Source organism: Rhizobium sp. SL42 (genome assembly GCF_021729845.1).
Classification (GTDB): Bacteria; Pseudomonadota; Alphaproteobacteria; order Rhizobiales; family Rhizobiaceae; genus Allorhizobium.
In genome coordinates this window covers 3,139,365-3,157,222 of the sequence record NZ_CP063397.1, presented here as the reverse complement: position 1 = coordinate 3,157,222, position 17,858 = coordinate 3,139,365, and the positions used below count along the sequence as shown (strand labels likewise).

16 protein-coding genes and 1 other RNA gene are annotated in these 17,858 nt (G+C 60.4%); 14 read left to right on the top strand and 3 right to left on the bottom strand.

Features of this window, described 5'->3' with window-relative positions; genetic code table 11:
* Window positions 1–74: 74 nt before the first annotated feature.
* The 3 genes from IM739_RS14920 to IM739_RS14910 form a co-directional block, all read right to left on the bottom strand.
* Window positions 75–710 carry a LysE family translocator gene (locus IM739_RS14920; RefSeq protein WP_237368489.1) on the bottom strand — a complete coding sequence of 212 codons (636 nt, stop codon included), beginning with the start codon at window positions 708–710 and terminating at the stop codon, window positions 75–77.
* Window positions 711–757: 47 nt separating this feature from the next.
* Window positions 758–1,972, bottom strand: coding sequence for a pyrophosphate--fructose-6-phosphate 1-phosphotransferase (locus IM739_RS14915; RefSeq protein WP_237368488.1), 1,215 nt, complete (start codon window positions 1,970–1,972; stop codon window positions 758–760).
* A gap of 93 nt (window positions 1,973–2,065) precedes the next feature.
* Entirely contained in the window at window positions 2,066–2,941 is an 876-nt protein-coding gene (locus IM739_RS14910) for a DMT family transporter (RefSeq protein WP_237368487.1), read from the bottom strand.
* A gap of 178 nt (window positions 2,942–3,119) precedes the next feature.
* Here IM739_RS14910 and IM739_RS14905 point away from each other — a divergent pair, with 178 nt between their 5' ends.
* The 14 genes from IM739_RS14905 to ftsW all read left to right on the top strand — a co-directional run bounded on the left by IM739_RS14905 (window position 3,120) and on the right by ftsW (window position 17,858).
* Complete coding sequence (locus IM739_RS14905) at window positions 3,120–3,857, top strand: J domain-containing protein (protein ID WP_237368486.1); 738 nt, start codon at window positions 3,120–3,122, stop codon at window positions 3,855–3,857.
* Window positions 3,854–4,615, top strand: coding sequence for an N-acetylmuramoyl-L-alanine amidase (locus IM739_RS14900; protein WP_237368485.1), 762 nt, complete (start codon window positions 3,854–3,856; stop codon window positions 4,613–4,615). Before IM739_RS14905 ends, IM739_RS14900 begins: the two co-directional genes overlap by 4 nt.
* 256 nt (window positions 4,616–4,871) lie before the next feature.
* Window positions 4,872–5,396: a lytic transglycosylase domain-containing protein gene (locus IM739_RS14895; protein ID WP_237368484.1), complete on the top strand. Its 525-nt coding sequence runs from the start codon at window positions 4,872–4,874 to the stop codon at window positions 5,394–5,396.
* 88 nt (window positions 5,397–5,484) lie between these two features.
* Window positions 5,485–6,675, top strand: coding sequence for an NAD(P)/FAD-dependent oxidoreductase (locus tag IM739_RS14890; protein WP_237368483.1), 1,191 nt, complete (start codon window positions 5,485–5,487; stop codon window positions 6,673–6,675).
* Window positions 6,676–6,754: 79 nt separating this feature from the next.
* An RNA gene (gene rnpB, locus IM739_RS14885) (RNase P RNA component class A) lies at window positions 6,755–7,177 on the top strand.
* A 421-nt stretch (window positions 7,178–7,598) separates the two neighbouring features.
* Window positions 7,599–8,036: a division/cell wall cluster transcriptional repressor MraZ gene (gene mraZ / locus IM739_RS14880; protein ID WP_237368482.1), complete on the top strand. Its 438-nt coding sequence runs from the start codon at window positions 7,599–7,601 to the stop codon at window positions 8,034–8,036.
* 17 nt (window positions 8,037–8,053) lie between these two features.
* The gene (rsmH, locus tag IM739_RS14875) at window positions 8,054–9,079 is read left to right on the top strand and encodes a 16S rRNA (cytosine(1402)-N(4))-methyltransferase RsmH (protein ID WP_237368481.1); all 1,026 of its coding nucleotides are present in this window, start codon (window positions 8,054–8,056) and stop codon (window positions 9,077–9,079) included.
* A gap of 2 nt (window positions 9,080–9,081) precedes the next feature.
* Window positions 9,082–9,474, top strand: a complete 393-nt coding sequence (ftsL, locus tag IM739_RS14870) for a cell division protein FtsL (RefSeq protein ID WP_237368480.1) — start codon at window positions 9,082–9,084, stop codon at window positions 9,472–9,474.
* Window positions 9,474–11,219 (top strand): peptidoglycan D,D-transpeptidase FtsI family protein, encoded by a 1,746-nt coding sequence (locus IM739_RS14865; RefSeq protein WP_237368479.1) that lies wholly within the window; start codon window positions 9,474–9,476, stop codon window positions 11,217–11,219. Before ftsL ends, IM739_RS14865 begins: the two co-directional genes overlap by 1 nt.
* 59 nt (window positions 11,220–11,278) lie before the next feature.
* Entirely contained in the window at window positions 11,279–12,730 is a 1,452-nt protein-coding gene (locus IM739_RS14860; RefSeq protein ID WP_237371084.1) for a UDP-N-acetylmuramoyl-L-alanyl-D-glutamate--2,6-diaminopimelate ligase, read from the top strand.
* Entirely contained in the window at window positions 12,727–14,160 is a 1,434-nt protein-coding gene (locus IM739_RS14855; protein ID WP_237368478.1) for a UDP-N-acetylmuramoylalanyl-D-glutamyl-2,6-diaminopimelate--D-alanyl-D-alanine ligase, read from the top strand. Before IM739_RS14860 ends, IM739_RS14855 begins: the two co-directional genes overlap by 4 nt.
* 24 nt (window positions 14,161–14,184) lie before the next feature.
* Complete coding sequence (mraY, locus tag IM739_RS14850; RefSeq protein WP_237368477.1) at window positions 14,185–15,285, top strand: phospho-N-acetylmuramoyl-pentapeptide-transferase; 1,101 nt, start codon at window positions 14,185–14,187, stop codon at window positions 15,283–15,285.
* Between the two features lie 7 nt (window positions 15,286–15,292).
* The gene (gene murD, locus IM739_RS14845) at window positions 15,293–16,702 is read left to right on the top strand and encodes a UDP-N-acetylmuramoyl-L-alanine--D-glutamate ligase (RefSeq protein ID WP_237368476.1); all 1,410 of its coding nucleotides are present in this window, start codon (window positions 15,293–15,295) and stop codon (window positions 16,700–16,702) included.
* Window position 16,703: 1 nt separating this feature from the next.
* Window positions 16,704–17,858, top strand: a complete 1,155-nt coding sequence (ftsW, locus tag IM739_RS14840) for a putative lipid II flippase FtsW (protein ID WP_237368475.1) — start codon at window positions 16,704–16,706, stop codon at window positions 17,856–17,858.

Below are 17,858 nucleotides of genomic sequence, written 5' to 3'. Positions count from 1 at the left end.
CGTTAAGATTTCCATTTATTAATGCATGCCGGCCCTTGCGGCAAGCGCTCGGCGAAATCGGCCTCTCTCGGGCGTCAGGCGGCGATCTTGCGATAGCCCGCCGTGACGGCTCCTGCCGAGATCAAGACGGTGCCGCCGCCATGCTTCGCTGTCCTGCGAACCGAGCGTTTGCGGATGTATTGCCGGGCTTTTGCGGCGGCGAGCACATAGGTAATCGAGCTGGCAATCGACAGGGTGACAAAGGTCGCGACGAGCATTGACGCCTGTTCGAAACCGAGTGCGGAAGACGTCAGGAATTGTGGCAGGAATGCGACGAAAAAGACGATGCTCCTGGGGGTGAGCGCCGTCACCGTGAAGCAGTGGGCGACGATCTTCAGCGGCTTTTCTTGCGGAAGATTGTCATTGTCGGCAATCGGTCCCTTACCTACAGGCGCGCGCCAAAGGCGAATGCCCAAGTAGACTAGGTATCCGGCGCCGATCCATCTGACCACGGCAAAGGTCGCGGGCGAATTGGAGAGCAGGGCGGTCAGCCCTGCAAGCGAGGCTGACATCACCACCATGTGGCCCAGTGCCACGCCGATCACCGTGGCGAACGCCGTCTTGCGGCCGTGGCCGAGCGCATAGGAGATGACCTGCTGCACCGATGGTCCGGGAATGGCAAGAACGACCGCCGACGCAGCCACGAATGCGAGCCAGGTTTCATTGGACATAGAACTCACTCCTCCTCAGGAGAGGAAGCCAGCTTTCGCTCCGAAGGTCAATTCACAGGATGGTACTTCTGGCCCAAATAATCCATCACTTCCTTGAACCATGGGGTCGACAGATCGAAGGCCTTGCCTCCCTTGATGCGCGGAAATTCGATGGTGCGAAGTTTTCCACCCTGGTCTTCGTCGTGGCCGGTCACGCCGGAAATCTTGTTCAATCCGCTTTCCACGGCGAGATCGACCATGCTCTGGATCAGGCGCAGGTCCTCGGCGTTTGCCGGAGCGGAGCGGGCGAAATAACCGGATTTCTGCACCATCGAGCGCTCGGCATCGAGCAGTTTGGCAAATTGCTTCTGGAACCAGTTGCCGACATTGATCGTGTCGATCTTCACATGGCCGAAAGCATCGCGCTTGACCTCTTCTCCGGAAGCTTCGCGTTCGGCGACGATTTCGTCGAGGCAGGCGCCTTCGGAAACGAAGAGCGTGACAAAGCCGGTACGGTCCATGATCTCCTTCAGGCGTGCAGCTTCGGCATGCATATCGAAATGGGTTTCAGGCAGATAGAGGCCATCGATGTTCTTCAGCTCCTGGTTCATCATGAAGCCGTCGATATATTCGTTGTTTTTGGTGCGCTGGATGTATGCGCGGGCGGTTGCCGCCGTCAGCCAGCCGCAATGGCGGCCCATCACCTCATGAATGACGAGCGAGCGCGGTGCGGCGCTCTGTTCGTTGGACACGTGGTCGAAGAAGCGGGCACCAACATCGGCGGCCGTCCAGGCGCCGAGTGATTGCCTGATCGGAACGACGTCGTTGTCAACGGTCTTGGGCAAGCCGACGACGGTCAGGTCGTAGCCATGGGCGCCGAGATAGGCCGCCAGGTCGGCTGCCGTGGTGTTGGTGTCGTCGCCGCCGATGGTGTGAAGGATCGTCACGCCGTCGTTCGCCAGGCGTTCGGCTGCGACGCGCAGCGGATTTTCGCCTTCCTTGACGAGGCCGCGCTTGACGCAATCGGCGGTATTGGTGAGCTTGACGCGGCTGTTGCCGATCGGCGAACCGCCGTAGCGGTGCAGCAGATACGCCTTCTCGCGCATGTCCTGGTTGATCTCGATCTTGTAGTCCATCAGCAGGCCGCGATAGCCGGACTTGTAGGCGATCATCTCGATATCGGGGGCGATGTCGTTGTAGCGCTCGATCAGGCCGCCGACGGCGGACGAGAGGCAAGGCGCTAGGCCACCGGCGGTCAACATTGCAACTTTCTGTTTGGCCATCGATCCTCCTTGGGCACCGTCCGGCAGTGCCGTCTTCATGACGTTTCCGGTCGAATGGATGCGACAGTCAGCGCGGGCTGTAAAGCCAAAAAATCAAGAAAAACGGGCCTTTCGGCCGAGCCAGACGACGAAGGCAACCGCAAGAGCAAATATAATCGTTTCAATCCCGATCTGCTCGCCGAGCAAGATTGTGGAAAAGGCCAAGGTGACAAACGTCTGCATCAACTGGATCTGCGCAACCTTGGCAATTCCGCCGATGGCGAGACCGGCATTCCAGAAAATGAAGCCGCCAAACATCGAGATCAGGCCATGATAGAGCAGGGCGCCGATGGCGGCCTGGTCGGGCGCATGAACGCCATTTGCGGTGGTCAGGGCGAGGCCAACAAGCGATATCGGCAAGGTCACCACGAGAGCCCAGGATATCACCTCCCAGCCGGACAGATTGCGGGCGAGGCGGGCGGACAGCACATAGCCGAAGGAGGCAGAGACAGCAGCGGCAAAAAGCCAGAGGTCGCCGATCTCCAGCTGGAAGCCGTTCTGTCTTATCGAAAATACCGCGACAAGACCGGCACCCGTCAGGCCGCAGGCCCAGAAGAGCGGGCTTGGTCGCTCGCCGTCGACGATCACCGCAAAGATGGACGTCAGCAGCGGCAGAAGGCCGAGCACCACGCCGCCGTGGCCGGCGGGCAGGGTCTGCATGGCGATCGATGAAAAGATCGGGAAGCCGTAAACGAGACAGAGGCCGGCGACGAAAAGCGTCGGAAATGCACTAGCGGGCAAGCGTTTGCCAAGCGCCAGAAGGGCAAGACCGGCGGCCGTGGTCGCGATGACGGCGCGGCCGAATGTGATGACTTCCGGCGAGAAGCCCTGGAGAGCGAGATGGGTCATGGGCAGGGTCAGGCCGAACATCGTGACGCCGATCGCACCGAGACCGAGACCGAGCGCGCCTTTGGAAATGTCTGTTTGCATAAGTTCCACCGGGAATGTTTGACGGCTGCTCGCATGCGCTCGGTGAATAGTCCAATCAATTGCGGGAATGTAAATCGTCGTCCTGGTTCAGCAATTCGCAACCGAACATGAATAAAGTTTAATGCCGCAGGGCCGGTGTCGGGTTGCTTTTTGGCCGATATTTGGTCAAGGTCGCGCCATGATTTTTGATTTCGCCTGCGAGCAGATATCGTCATTCTGGGACCGTTTGCTCGGCGCGATCGGTGATGCTGCGGGCAGCGCGCTGCATGGAATGATCGAGGCCATCCGGACCGTCTTCGAAGGCGACCCCGAAACCCGCCGTCGTGTTTCATTCTCTGTTGCGATCATCGCTCTCTCTGCAAAGATGGCCAAGGCCGACGGCGTTGTCTCCGTTGCCGAAGTCGATGCCTTCCGCAAGATCTTCGATTTTCCGCCGGAAGAAGCGCGCAACGTTGCCCGTCTCTACAATCTGGCGCGCCAGGACGTGGCTGGTTTCGAGACCTATGCCAAGAACCTCGCCAACATGTGCCGGACCTGCGACAACTTCTGCCCGGTGCTCGAGGATATCATCGACGCATTGTTCCATATCGCCAAGGCGGATGGACTGGTGCATGAAACCGAGATGGCGTTCCTTGCCAGGATCGCCGAGATCTTTGCCGTTCCAGAAGAACGCTTTGCGATGATCACCGAGCGGCATATCCACCTCGATGGCGATCCCTATGGCGTGCTCGGTGTCCAGCCTTCCGACGACTTTGCGACGATCCGCAAGCGCTATCGCTCGCTGGCTGCCGAGCATCATCCGGACCGGCTGCATGCACGCGGCATCCCGGCTGAATTCCACTCCGTTGCCAATCATCGGATGGCCAAGTTCAACGCTGCCTATTCGGCGATCGAAAAAGCACGCCGGGCAGCATGACCTCCTTTTCCGCTGAATGCCGCCTCGCAGAGGTGGTTGCGTCGCCCAATCACGGCGAGCGCATTGGCGTGACCCGTCCCGACATTCTGCTGCTTCACTATACCGGCATGCCGACAGGCGAGGGTGCGCAGGCCTGGCTGTGCAATCCGGAAAGCCAGGTGTCGAGCCATTACATCGTGCATGAGGACGGTCGGGTGGTGCAGATGGTGCCGGAAGATCGCCGCGCCTGGCATGCAGGCAAGAGTTCGTGGGCGGGCGAGACGGATATCAATTCGCGCTCGATCGGCATCGAGATCGCCAATGCCGGGCACCCGGCAGGGCTGCCCGACTACCCCGCCCGGCAGATCGAATCCCTGATCGAATTGTGTCGCGAATGCGTCAAAAGGCACGATATTGCCCCCGAAAGAGTGTTGGCACACTCCGATGTGGCCCCTGTTCGCAAGGTCGATCCGGGTGAAAATTTCCCATGGTCCACCCTGTATCAAGCGGGTATCGGCCACTGGGTCGAGCCGGCCCCTCTCGGCGGTGGGCGCTTTTTCCAGCGGGGCGACCAGGGGCAACCGGTCGAGGCGTTGCAGTCGATGCTGTCGATCTATGGTTACGGCGTTGAGATCACAGGTGATTACGGTGCTGAAACCGAAGGCGTCGTAGCTGCATTCCAGCGCCATTTCAGACCCGTCAAGGTTGACGGTATTGCCGACAGCTCGACCATCGAGACGCTTCATCGCCTGCTGACCAGCCTGCCGCGATTTTCCTGAATCCATCTCCCGGACCATGCCGGCGGCGACCCTTGAGACAACGTCTGGCGGGCCGATTTGTTGCAGTGCCATACGATTTCCTTAATGAGCCGGTCTAAAGAGCGGGCTGAACAGCGGCGTGGAACTCTTCGGAGCCGGTCGCAAACATCAACATAAAGGCATGGTTCGGCGAGTCCCGGTGGGCTCGCGACGCCGAAGGATTGCGTCCGCTTCGAAGTGCGCGGATGACCTGCCTTTGTAGGAGACTGACCTTTTCATGAACAGACGACTCGTTGCTGCTGCGGCATGCCTCGCTATCCTTTTGTCCCACACCCAGGCGGCGCTTGCCGGAGACGACGAAGGTCGTTTCAAAATGCCTCTGAAGACGGTTACCCGTGACGCTGGCTTCCCGGCCGCTCCGGCGTTTTCCAAGAGCCCTTACGGCTCGATCATTTCCAAATATGCCAAGCAGTATGGCGTGCCGGTCGAACTGGCGCATGCCGTCGTTCGTATCGAGAGCAACTTCAATCCGAAGGCACGCGGCAGCGCCGGTGAAATCGGGCTGATGCAGATCAAGCCTGCCACCGCGCGCTACATGGGCTATAACGGCACGAAGAAGGGGCTTTATGATCCCGAGACCAATATCCGCTATGGCATGAAGTATCTCTCCAAGGCGCATGATCTTGGCAATGGCGAAACCTGCAGCACCATCCTGCGCTACAATGCCGGTCACGGCGCCAAGCGCATGAACCCGGTATCAAAGCGCTATTGCGGCAAGGTGCTTGCCCTGATCGGGACGTGACGATCTCCTGTGGCCGATGATCGCACCTGGCTGGACAGGGCGTTCGGTCATGCTATCCAAGGACTGAACAAGCGTTGGGTGGCAACATATGGTGGAACGTTTCAAGTCGATCGTCGTCGGGCGCGGCATGATGGGTGCAGCGGCTGCGCGTTACCTGGCTGGGTCGAGCGAAGGGGTGGCGATCATCGGTCCGGACGAGCCGGCGAACTGGTCCACCCATCGTGGTGTCTTTGCCAGTCACTATGACGAGGCGCGCATAACCCGGACCATTGATTCCGATCCAGTCTGGGCACGGCTCGCCAACCGTTCGATCGCCCGCTACGGTGCGCTCGCTGCAGAGAGTGGCGTCGACTTCTACGAGGAGGTCGGTTGCCTCATCGTCGGGCCGAAACGTGGCGGGGCGGATCCGTATATCTCCCAGATCGAAGCGGCGGCCAATACGCTCGGCGTCGAGACCGAGATGCTGACGGATGCTGAGCTGAAAAGCCGCTTCGGTTATTTCGAATTCGGCCTGGGCTGCGAGGGTGTCTTCGAAGGCACCAATGCCGGATATATCAATCCGCGCAAGCTTGTCGCGGCGCAGAGCGTGCTGGCCGAAACGGCCGGTGCCACGCTTGTCCGTCATGCCGCGGTTGCGATCCGGGAAGAGGCTGGACTGGCGATCGTTACCACAGACGATTGCAGGGAGTTCAGCGCCGAAAAGGTCCTGGTGGCCGCCGGTGGTTTCTCCATAGCTGCGAATCTCTTGCCGCGTCCCGTTCATTTGTCGGTCTATGGACGAACGGTCGCTTTCTTCGAGATCGCCGACGCTGCCCTTGCCGATTATGCGGGCATGCCGTCACTGATCCACCAGCCCGACAATCCGCGTGACCACATCTATCTGCTGCCGCCGGTGCGTTATCCCGATGGCCGTACCTATCTCAAGATCGGCGGAGATCCCGACGACTTGCTGCTGGCAACGGAGCCGGAGGTGCGCGCGTGGTTTCGTCGCGGTGGGCGCGAGACGACGCGTGACCATCTCAAGCGAATTGTCGGGCAGATCGTGCCGAGCCTTGCGGAGGCGCGGGTCAGCATGGCGGCCTGCGTGACCTCGTTCACGCCGGACAATTATCCGGCCGTCGGCTTTGCTAGCGACCGGATTGCCGTTCTGACAGGCGGTTGCGGGGCTGCGGCAAAGAGTTCGGACGAAATCGGCAGGCTCGGGGCGGAATTGCTCCAGCACGGTGCCATCCAGGACGATGCCTACGGTGCCGTTTTTTCTCCCACCTTCAGAGACTGATTCACCAAATCCGGGCAAGCGCGTGCCGCGCTTATGTTTTTGTTGGCTTTCGCCGTCTCTGTCGTTTAAGGACGCCATGCCAGTTGGCCGGGCAGCCGCGCTTTACCAATGTCGAAAGACGGTAAGGGGAGGAAAGTCCGGGCTCCACGGAAACACGGTGCCGGATAACGTCCGGCGGGGGCGACCCTAGGGAAAGTGCCACAGAGAGGAAACCGCCTCGATTGTTCGATGCTCTGCATTGGGCGCTGCGAGGTAAGGGTGAAAGGGTGGGGTAAGAGCCCACCGCGTCGCTGGCAACAGGGACGGCATGGTAAACCCCACCGGGAGCAAGACCGAATAGGGATGACGCGGGTGACGCGAAAGCGCCACCACAGCCTGTTTCCGGGCCAGTCATCCGGGTGGGTTGCGAGAGGCAGCGTGCAAATGCTGTCCCAGATGAATGGCTGCCACGTTCCGGGCAACCGGAGCCATACAGAACCCGGCTTACAGGCCAACTGGCAAATTCTTTTCCCTCTGTCGCTGGGCAGGTTTGGGCGTGGGCGTGAAAAATCAGCCAAGTTGCTGAAATCGCCGATATAAAACTCATTCACATCCATTTTGGATGCGTCGCGCCTCATTCCGGAAAGCGTCGTGTTCCCAGCCCTTTCTAACCTTTCGTTAAGCTTAACAGCCTATCAATGATTGAATCCTGAAAGGGGTTCCGCCAGTCCGTTCCCATTGACGCCCATAGTGTCCCATGGTATCCCAAATGCATGCCGTTGAAGGGGTTGATTTTGCCCCGAAAGCCCAGAATTCAGGCAGGCAGTTCAGCAATGCGGTGCGCAATGCAGAAGGACTGGCTGCCGGGTTGTCAGCGGTTGGCGTAACCAGTTTCCGGAGGCCGATCAGTGGCTTCCTGTCGAGGAGGAAGTCGGTCGATTGCCATGAGCCGCTTCCTGTCCAACGCGATAAACAGGATCGATGCGAAGGGGCGGGTTTCCGTTCCTGCGGCTTTTCGTGCCGTGCTCGCGGGGCGCGACATTCAGGAGCTTTATTGTCTCCAGGATTTCGTCTATCCGGCAATCAATATCGGTGGCCCCGATTTGCTGGAGCGATACGAGCGGAAGGTGGCGGCGGAAGATCCCTTTGCTTTGGAGGCAAACGAGATGTCGCTCCTGTTGCACGGTGGTGGCGTCTTCATGCGACTCGATGCGGAAGGGCGACTGATGGTGACGGAGTTCATCCGGGATTTTACGGGGATTTCCTCGGAGGTCTGCTTCGTCGGTCGATCGGATCATTTTCAAGTGTGGCAGCCGCAGGCGTTTCACGAGGCGCAGGCGAAGGCCAGAGAGGTCGTCAGGCAGCGAGGCCTGCGGACCTAGAAAGACGGGGAAACGGAATGGCGGCGAATCTTGGCGAGGGAGAACCTGATGCCAATGGCGGACCGGTTCGCCACATTCCGGTTCTTCTCCCGGAAGTTCTGGCGGCGCTTGATGCGCAGTCGGGCAAGATCATTCTTGATGGTACTTTCGGCGCGGGCGGCTACACGACCGCCATACTCGGCGCCGGCGCCGATGTAATCGCGCTTGATCGCGATCCTAATGCGATCGCTGCCGGTCAGTCGCTGGTCGAGGCCAGCAAGGGGCGTCTGTCTCTGCGGCACACCCAGTTTTCCCAGCTTGCCGAGCACGTGCCCGCCGAAGGGCTGGATGGCATCGTGCTCGATATCGGCGTGTCATCGATGCAGATCGATGAGGCTGATCGCGGTTTTTCTTTTCAACGCAACGGACCGCTCGACATGCGCATGTCGTCCTCCGGCGTTTCTGCCGCCGATGTGGTCAATCGGGCCAAGCTGACCGACCTCATTCGCATCTTTGGTTTTCTCGGTGAGGAGAAGCATGCAGGTCGTATCGCGCGCGCAATCGAGAAGCGCCGTGCGACCGAACCCTTCCGGACGACGCGCGAGCTGGCCAACCTGATAGAGACGGTCAACCCGCGCAAGGCAAAGGACAAGATCCATCCGGCGACACGCGTGTTCCAGGCGCTGCGGATCTTTGTCAATGACGAACTTGGTGAACTCGCGCAGGCGCTTTTTGCGGCGGAAAGCGCATTGAAGCCCGGTGGCCGGCTGGTTGTTGTTACCTTCCATTCGCTGGAAGATCGCATCGTCAAGAAATTCTTTTCCGAGCGTTCGGGCAAGGCGTCAGGTTCGCGCCATCTTCCCATGGTCGAAGCACGTCCAGCGACCTTCGAGCCGGTCGGCAAGGGGATGGTCGCAGCAACCGAAGCCGAGGCGGAGATCAATCCGCGCGCCCGCTCTGCCAAGCTGCGTGCCGGCATCCGCACCAAAGCTCCAGCAGAACGCGCCGACATGTCGATCTTCGACCTGCCGGACCTTGCCACTCTCGACAAGATCGGAGGCTAACGATGCTCAGAACCTTCGATCTTGTTCTTGTCGGGTCGATGCTGGCGGCGGCGGCCGTCACCTATCAAATCAAGCACCATACCGACAACAAGGCGGTAGAGGTTCGCCGTCTGGAGGCCGAGATCAAGCTTGAGCAGGACACGATCGAGCTGCTTCGGGCCGACAGGGCGCTGCTGACGCAGCCGAACCGGCTGGAGCGGCTGGTCAAGGCATATTCGGAAGAGCTGAAGCTGGCGCCGACATTGCCGGAGCAATTGGCGCAGCCGGTGGAACTTCCGATGCCTCGAGACCAATTGCCGAAACCCGAGGTGGCTGAGGGCGAAGCGCCCTCCGATCCGGTGAAGGACCTGATCACGACAGGATCGGTGCACCCCATGGAATCGGTGGAGGACTGATGACCTTTCTTTCGCGAATCATGTTGTTGAAAAGCCGGGCGCATTTTTCCACGGATGTGCAGCGTAGCGGCACGGTGATCAATGGTGCCGTCTTCAAGGGCGCCGGCAAGCGCAAGACGGAAATGGCACGCACTCGCGTCGGCATCATGATTGCCGGCTTTTGTTTCGCCTATGCGATCATCGGCGGTCGCCTCGTCCAGTACGGCCACGCGCAGCCGGAAACGGTTTCCAGCATCCTGCCCGCCGATCGCCTGATGGCCTCGCGGCCCGATATTCTCGATCGCAACGGCGAAGTTCTCGCCACCGATATTCGCACGGTTTCGCTGTTTGCAGAGCCGCACAAGATCGTCGATCCGGACGAGGCCGTCGAGAGGCTCGCAACCGTTCTTAGAGACCTTGATATCAAGGGAACCTACAAGAAGCTGTCGTCGAATTCTCGTTTCCAGTGGCTGCGCCGTCAGCTGACGCCGAAGCAGCAGAGCCAGATTCTCGCGCTCGGCATCCCGGGCATCGGCTTTCGTCCGGAAAAGCGCCGTTTCTATCCGGGTGGTTCGACCGCCTCGCACATTGTCGGTTACGTCAATATCGACAATCGCGGCATGACCGGCATGGAGAAATATATCGACAACCAGGGCCTTGCGGACCTGCGCGCGCTCGGCATGACCAGCGACACGCCGCTTGAGCCGGTCAAGCTTTCGATCGATATTCGCGTGCAGAACATTGTCCGCGACGTACTCGTCACGGCGATGGAGAAATTCAAGTCCATCGGTGCCGGCGGGGTGGTTATCGACGCCCATACCGGTGAGGTGCTGGCGATGGCGTCCCTGCCGGATTTCGACCCGAACAACCCGGTCGGATCTGAGGAGGGCTGGCTCAGCCGCATGGCTAACGGCACATTCGAAATGGGTTCGACCTTCAAGTCGTTCACCATTGCCATGGGACTGGATTCCGGCAAGGTCTCTCTGAAGGACAGCTTCGACGCCCGTTATCCGATCAGGATCGGCGGCTTCACCATCAAGGACTTCCACGGCAAGAACCGCGTGCTGACCGTGCCGGAGATCTTCCAGTATTCGTCGAATATCGGCACTGCAAAGGTCGCCGACCTGGTTGGTACCGATGGCCACAAGGAATTTCTGACGCGACTCGGCCTGCTCAGCAAAATGCAGACCGAGCTTCCGGAAGTGGCGATGCCGTCACAGCCGCGCGAATGGAAGAAGATCAACTCGATCACCATTTCCTTCGGCCATGGCGTCTCGACCACGCCGCTGCAGACGGCGGTGGCGGGCGTCGCTCTGGTCAATGGCGGCAAGCTGATCGAACCGACCTTCCTGCCGCGCACGCGCGAACAGGCCGACCTCGTCGCCAAGCAGGTCATCAAGCCGTCGACCAGCGACGACATGCGTTTCCTCTTCCAGTGGAACGGGATCAAGGGGTCCGGCAAGAACGCCCGCGTCGAAGGCTTCGATGTCGGCGGCAAGACCGGGACTGCCGACAAGGTGGTCAACGGCCGCTATGTTGGCGACAAGAACTTCAACGCGTTTCTGGCAGCCTTTCCGATCGACAATCCGCGCTACGTGGTGCTGACCTTCATCGACGAGCCGAAGACCGACAAGGGCAATGGTGCCGCACTGGCGGGCAACAGTGCCGCGCCGATGGTTGCCGACATCATTCGCAGAAGCGCCGCAATTCTTGGTGTAGAACCGAAATTCGGAGAAGACGGCTCGGCGCTGCTCGTCTCTTATTAAACAGATCGAATATTGACGGGGCGATTCGGCGTGATTTGCCCCGAGAGGATGGAATGCAGATGTTACTGGGCAAGCTGGCGGGCGAGCACTATCAGGATCAGATGACCAAGGAGGTCGGCTCGATCGAGATTACGGGTCTTGCTGCCGACAGCCGCAAGGTCGTGCCCGGCACCCTGTTTTTTGCGCTGACCGGCAGCAAGGCTGATGGTGCAGCCTATATTGCCGACGCCGTTGCCCGGGGAGCGGCGGCCGTCGTCGCGAGCCATCAGGTCGATGCGGCGGTACCCGTGATCACGGCCGAAAATCCGCGCCATCTGCTGGCTATGGCTGCCGCACGCCTTGTCGGACGGCAGCCGGAAATCATGGTGGCGGTCACCGGCACTGCGGGCAAGACCTCCGTCGCATCGTTCACCCGGCAGATCTGGGCCGAGGCCGGCAAGGCCGCCGCTCAAATAGGCACCACGGGCGTCATCTCTCCCAAACGCAATGACTACGGTTCGTTGACCACTCCGGATCCGATCGCGCTTCATTCGTTGCTGGGCGAGTTGGTCGACGAAGGCGTGACCCATGCGGCGATGGAAGCATCCAGCCATGGTCTCGACCAGAGCCGGCTGGATGGTGTCAAGCTCGCGGCCGCGGGTTTCACCAATCTCGGCCGTGACCACATGGACTACCATCCGACGGTCGAAGACTACATGGCCGCCAAGATGCGGCTGTTCGATACGCTTTTGCCGAAGGGATCTCCGGCGGTGATCTTTGCCGATGACCCGTGGTCGCAAGAGGCGATCCGTGTCGCCACGGCGGCCGGTCATGACGTGCGCACCGTTGGTCGCAAGGGGGATTTTCTCAGCCTCAAGCGCGTCGAGCATTTCCGGCACAAGCAAGTGGCCGAAGTTCATTGCGAAGGCGAAATCTTCGAGGTGCATATCCCGCTTGCCGGCGATTTCCAGATTGCAAATGCGCTGGTGTCTGCCGGACTTGCCATCTCGACGGGCACACCGGCTGCCGTTGCGCTCAAGGCGCTGGAGCATCTGAAGGGTGCCTCGGGCCGGCTCGAACTGGTCGGCCAGAACAAGAGTGGTGCGCTTGCCTATGTCGATTATGCGCACAAGCCGGATGCACTGGAAAACGTCCTGAATTCCGTACGTCCTTTCACCACCGGCCGCGTCATCGTGGTGTTCGGCTGCGGTGGCGATCGCGACAAGGGCAAGCGGCCGATCATGGGCGAAATCGCCAGCCGTCTCGCCGATATTACCGTCGTGACAGACGACAATCCACGTTCGGAAGTCCCTGCCACCATCCGGTCCGAGATCATGGCGGCAACGCCCAGGGGTATCGAGATCGGCGATCGTGCGCAGGCGATCCGCGCGGCAGTCGCGATGCTTGCCGCCGGCGACACGCTGATTGTTGCCGGCAAAGGCCATGAAGAGGGCCAGACGGTCGGTGCCGTCACCTTGCCATTTTCTGATCATGCCGAACTGCGCAAAGCACTGGAGGAGTTCGACCGTTGACCTTTCTTTGGACGTCGCGCGACATGGTGGCCGCAATGGCCGGACGACCTTTCGGCAATTTGCCGGAGGGCATAACCGGCATTTCGATCGACAGTCGCACGATCACGCCGGGCGAGGCCTTCTTCGCCATCAAGGGCGACCGGGTCGATGGACATGACTATGCCAGCATCGCGATTGCCAATGGTGCGTCGCTGCTGGTGGTCAATGAAGCAAAGCTTCCGGCGCTTGGGCGCCTGACCGTGCCGATGATCGTGGTCGAAGATGTCCTCATCGGGCTCGAGAAGCTTGGGCTCGCGGCCCGTGACCGGACACCGGCCACAGTGATTGCGGTGACCGGCTCCGTCGGCAAGACGACGACCAAGGAAATGTTGCGTGTTGCGCTTGAACCGTCCGGCAATGTGCATGCCGCTGTCGCATCGTTCAACAACCACTGGGGCGTGCCGCTGACGCTGGCGCGCATGCCGATGGATACCCGCTACGGCGTGTTCGAGATCGGCATGAACCACCCTGGGGAAATCGGCCCGCTTGCGCAGATGGTCCGGCCGGACGTGGCGATCATCACGACGATTGCGCCGGCGCATCTGGGCAATTTTTCGAGCGTGGAAGAGATTGCGGCTGCAAAGGCCGAGATTTTCGATGGCTTGGCGCGTGGTGGTGATGTCATCCTCAACCGCGACAATGCCTATTTCGAACAACTTGAGCAGGCCGCCTACGCCGCCGGGGTCGAGAACATTCACACCTTCGGCCAGCACGCCAAGGCAGAGTTCAGGCTCGCCGAATTTGATGGAGCGGCCGAACGTTCGACGGTCTGGGTCTCATTTGGCGGCGAAACCCGCGAAATCAGCATCGGTGCACCGGGCAGACATCTGGCGGAAAACGCCATGGCGGTCTTGGCCGCCGTCTCGCTGGTTGGTGCCGATGTCGATGCCGCGATCGACGCGTTGTCCAACCTTGCGCCGGTCAAGGGACGCGGCCAGCGCCATAAGCTGTCGATAGGCCGTGATGTTCTGACGTTGATCGACGAGAGCTACAATGCCAATCCGGCATCGATGCGGGCGGCGATCGCGGTGCTTGCCGCGTCGCAGCCCGAGCATGACGGCCGCAGGATTGCCGTGCTTGGCGACATGCTCGAGATGGGCGAGTTCTCCGCGGGCGTTCATGCCGATCTCGCAAGTCCCCTGCTGGCGGCCGGGATCGAGCATGTCTGGCTTGCCGGGCCTGAAATGACGGCACTGCGCGACGCGCTGCCGGAAAGTGTTCATGTCGTCTATCTGGAGACGACGGCGGAGCTGGCGAATTTCGTCGCTGCCGAGGTGCGTGCCGGAGACGTGGTCATGGTGAAATCCTCGCTCGGGATTGGTTTCGGCAAGATTGTATCGGCGCTGCTTGACAAGTATCCGGCATTCCCCGACACGGAGCGCCACTTTTAATCCGGGCTTTTGGAAAGGGCTCCAATGCTAATCTGGCTTGTGGAACTGGCGGACCACTTTCAATTCTTCAATCTGTTTCGGTACATCACCTTCCGCACGGGTGCTGCCCTGTTCACATCGGCCCTTGTTGTCTTCCTGTTCGGCCCGATGATGATTTCATCGCTTCGGGTCCGCCAGGGCAAGGGACAACCCATCCGGGCCGATGGCCCGCAGACCCATTTCAAGAAGGCGGGAACGCCGACGATGGGCGGTCTGATGATCCTCGCCGGCATCGTCGTATCGGCACTTCTGTGGGCTGACCTGTCGAATGTCTATGTCGTGGCGACGCTGCTGGTGACGCTGGGCTTTGGCGCGATCGGTTTCTATGACGACTATCTGAAGGTCACCAAGCAGACGGACAAGGGTTTTTCCGGCAAGGCGCGCCTTGGTCTGGAATTTGCGATTGCTGGCATTGCCGTCTTTTTCATGATGAGTTCGGCACTGCATTCGGGTCCGCAGGGCTCGACTTTCGGTTCTTCGATCACCTTTCCTTTCGTCAAGGATTTCATGATCGATCTCGGCATCTTCTTCGTACTCTTCGGTGGCTTCGTCATCGTCGCGGCGGGCAATGCGGTGAATTTGACCGATGGTCTGGACGGCCTTGCCATCGTGCCGGTGATGATCGCTGCGGCGTCCTTCGGTGTGATCGCATATCTGACCGGCAATGCCGTGTTCTCGAACTATCTGCAGATCCATTTTGTTCCGGGCACCGGTGAACTTGCGGTGCTTCTGGGGGCCGTGATCGGGGCGGGTCTCGGCTTTCTCTGGTTCAATGCGCCGCCGGCTGCCATTTTCATGGGCGATACCGGTTCGCTCGCGCTCGGCGGTCTGATCGGTTCGGTCGCGGTAGCGACCAAACACGAGATCGTCATGGCGATCATCGGCGGCCTGTTCGTCATGGAAACACTGTCTGTCATCATCCAGGTCGGCTATTTCAAGATGACCGGGCGGCGCGTGTTTCTGATGGCGCCCATTCACCATCACTTCGAGAAACTCGGCTGGACCGAAAGCCAGGTGGTGATCCGGTTCTGGATCATCGCCGTCGGTCTTGCCATGCTCGGCCTTTCGACACTCAAGCTGCGGTGAGGCCGAGATGATCCCGGCCACCACTTTCAAGGGCAAGCGGGTTGCGCTGTTCGGCCTCGGCGGTTCGGGGCTGGCGACGGCGAAGTCGCTGGTGGCCGGCGGCGCCGAGGTTTTCGCCTGGGATGACAATCCCGACAGCGTCGTCAAGGCGGCAGGCGAGGGCGTCAATACAATCGACCTGCATGGTCTCGACTGGAAAAGCATATCGTCATTCGTGCTGTCTCCGGGTGTGCCTTTGACCCATCCGAAACCGCATTGGTCGGTCGCCTTGGCCAGGGCCGAAGGCGTCGAGATCATTGGCGATGTCGAGATATTCGTGCGCGAACGCCGTGCTCACGCTCCCGATTGCCCGTTCATCGCCATCACCGGCACCAATGGCAAGTCGACGACCACGGCGCTGATTGCGCATATCCTTGCTGCCAGCGGCCGCGATACCCAACTTGGTGGCAATATCGGCCGCGCCGTGCTGACGCTCGATCCGCCGAAGCATGGCCGGTTCTTTGTCGTCGAGTGCTCATCCTACCAGATCGACCTCGCACCGACGCTGAACCCGACGGCGGGCATTCTCCTCAACCTGACGCCGGATCATCTCGATCGGCACGGTACGATGCAGCATTATGCGGAGGTCAAGGAACGGCTTGTGGCCGGCGCTGAAACGGCGATCATCGGCGTCGATGACAGCCACTGTGAACTCATTGCCGACCGCGTCGAGCGTAGCGGACACACCGTCATGCGGATCTCCAAGCGCCAGCCTTTGGCGGATGGTCTCTATGCCGACGGCGCGCATATCATTCGTGCGGACGTCGGTGCGATGGCGTCGATTGCCGACCTTGACGGTATTCAGACCCTGCGCGGCGCGCACAATGCACAGAACGCCGCGGCAGCGATCGGCGCTTGTCTTGCTGTCGGGGTGTCGATTGCCGAGATACAGGCCGGACTTGTCAGCTTTCCAGGGCTCAAGCATCGCATGCAGCCGGTCGGTCGGCGTCGGCAGGTGGTTTTCGTCAATGACAGCAAAGCGACAAACGCGGAAGCTGCCGCACCTGCCTTGTCCAGTTATGAGCGGATCTACTGGATTGCCGGTGGTCTGCCGAAAGAAGGCGGCATCGCAAGCCTCGCACCACTCTTCTCGCGTATCGTGAAGGCCTATCTGATCGGTGAAGCGGCGTCTAGCTTCGCCGCGACGCTGGGCGAGCAGGTGCCATACGAGATATCCGGCACACTCGATCGCGCCCTGGCCCATGCCGCCGTCGAAGCCGATCAGGATGGCGAAGCCTCTGCGGTCATGCTGTCCCCGGCTTGTGCAAGCTTCGACCAGTACAAGAATTTCGAAGTTCGCGGTGATGCCTTTGTCGGTCACGTCGCGGGACTGGAAGACGTCGCAATGCTGATCGACATGCCAACAGGAGGCAAATGATATGGTTAGCCGCGTGGAGAGAGGCCCGCTTGCGGACTGGTTCTGGACCATCGACCGCCTGTTCATGATCATCTTCATCCTGTTGATGGGGATCGGGCTGATGCTCTCCTTTGCGGCTTCGCCGGCGGTTGCCGAGCGGCTTGGCCTCGACAGCTTCCATTTCGTCAAGCGCCATGCCGTTTTCATGCTGCCGGCGCTTTCAGTGATGATCGGCCTGTCGTTCTTGTCGCCACGGCAGGTCCGTCGAACCGCCATGGCGCTGCTCGCCGTCTCGCTGATCATGATGGTGCTGGTGCTGTTCATCGGCGTCGAGGTGAAGGGCGGTCGCCGCTGGTTGTCGCTGGCCGGCCTGTCGATCCAACCTTCCGAATTCATGAAGCCGGCTTTCGTGGTGATCTGCGCCTGGCTGTTTGCCGAACATGCGCGCCAGCCCGAAATCCCCGGAAACCTGTTTGCGATCCTGCTTTTCGGGATTGTTGCAGCCCTGCTGATTGCCCAGCCCGACCTTGGCCAGACCATCCTGACCGCGAGTGTCTGGGGCAGCATGTTTTTCATGGCAGGGGTGCCGTGGTTCTGGATCGTCGTGCTGGGCGCCCTGGGCGTCAGCGGTTTCGTCGGCGCCTACATGACGCTGCCGCACGTTGCTGGTCGCGTGGACCGGTTTTTGACCGGCGAGGGCGATACCTTCCAGGTGGATACGGCGCGCGAAGCGATCATTCGTGGCGACTGGTTCGGCCAGGGGCCGGGCGAGGGTATCGTGAAGCGGATCATTCCCGACAGCCACACCGACTTCATATTCTCTGTTGCTGCCGAGGAATTCGGCATCATCTTCTGCATGCTGCTGGTGGCGATCTTCGGGTTCCTGGTGCTGCGCGGTCTCAGCCATGCCTATCGCGAGCGAAACGACTTCAACCGGTTTGCTGTGGCGGGTCTCGTGCTGCTGCTCGGCATCCAGTCGATGATCAATATCGGCGTCAATCTCGAACTGCTGCCAGCCAAGGGCATGACGCTGCCGCTGATTTCCTATGGTGGCTCATCCATGACAGCGATCTGCGTGACGGCCGGCTTCATCCTGGCACTGACGCGTCGGCGTCCGGAAAAGCGGGCGCAGGAACGCAGCCTGTTCCGGTCGGTTGCCGGCGTTCCGGCGGAGTAG

Bases quoted from the DNA above. Each gene is read 5' to 3' on its own strand.
- IM739_RS14920 (WP_237368489.1), bottom strand. From the start codon at position 710: ATGTCCAATGAAACCTGGCTCGCATTCGTGGCTGCGTCGGCGGTCGTT.
- IM739_RS14915 (WP_237368488.1), bottom strand. From the start codon at position 1,972: ATGGCCAAACAGAAAGTTGCAATGTTGACCGCCGGTGGCCTAGCGCCT.
- IM739_RS14910 (WP_237368487.1), bottom strand. From the start codon at position 2,941: ATGCAAACAGACATTTCCAAAGGCGCGCTCGGTCTCGGTCTCGGTGCG.
- IM739_RS14905 (WP_237368486.1), top strand. From the start codon at position 3,120: ATGATTTTTGATTTCGCCTGCGAGCAGATATCGTCATTCTGGGACCGT.
- IM739_RS14900 (WP_237368485.1), top strand. From the start codon at position 3,854: ATGACCTCCTTTTCCGCTGAATGCCGCCTCGCAGAGGTGGTTGCGTCG.
- IM739_RS14895 (WP_237368484.1), top strand. From the start codon at position 4,872: ATGAACAGACGACTCGTTGCTGCTGCGGCATGCCTCGCTATCCTTTTG.
- IM739_RS14890 (WP_237368483.1), top strand. From the start codon at position 5,485: ATGGTGGAACGTTTCAAGTCGATCGTCGTCGGGCGCGGCATGATGGGT.
- mraZ (WP_237368482.1), top strand. From the start codon at position 7,599: ATGAGCCGCTTCCTGTCCAACGCGATAAACAGGATCGATGCGAAGGGG.
- rsmH (WP_237368481.1), top strand. From the start codon at position 8,054: ATGGCGGCGAATCTTGGCGAGGGAGAACCTGATGCCAATGGCGGACCG.
- ftsL (WP_237368480.1), top strand. From the start codon at position 9,082: ATGCTCAGAACCTTCGATCTTGTTCTTGTCGGGTCGATGCTGGCGGCG.
- IM739_RS14865 (WP_237368479.1), top strand. From the start codon at position 9,474: ATGACCTTTCTTTCGCGAATCATGTTGTTGAAAAGCCGGGCGCATTTT.
- IM739_RS14860 (WP_237371084.1), top strand. From the start codon at position 11,279: ATGTTACTGGGCAAGCTGGCGGGCGAGCACTATCAGGATCAGATGACC.
- mraY (WP_237368477.1), top strand. From the start codon at position 14,185: ATGCTAATCTGGCTTGTGGAACTGGCGGACCACTTTCAATTCTTCAAT.
- murD (WP_237368476.1), top strand. From the start codon at position 15,293: ATGATCCCGGCCACCACTTTCAAGGGCAAGCGGGTTGCGCTGTTCGGC.
- ftsW (WP_237368475.1), top strand. From the start codon at position 16,704: ATGGTTAGCCGCGTGGAGAGAGGCCCGCTTGCGGACTGGTTCTGGACC.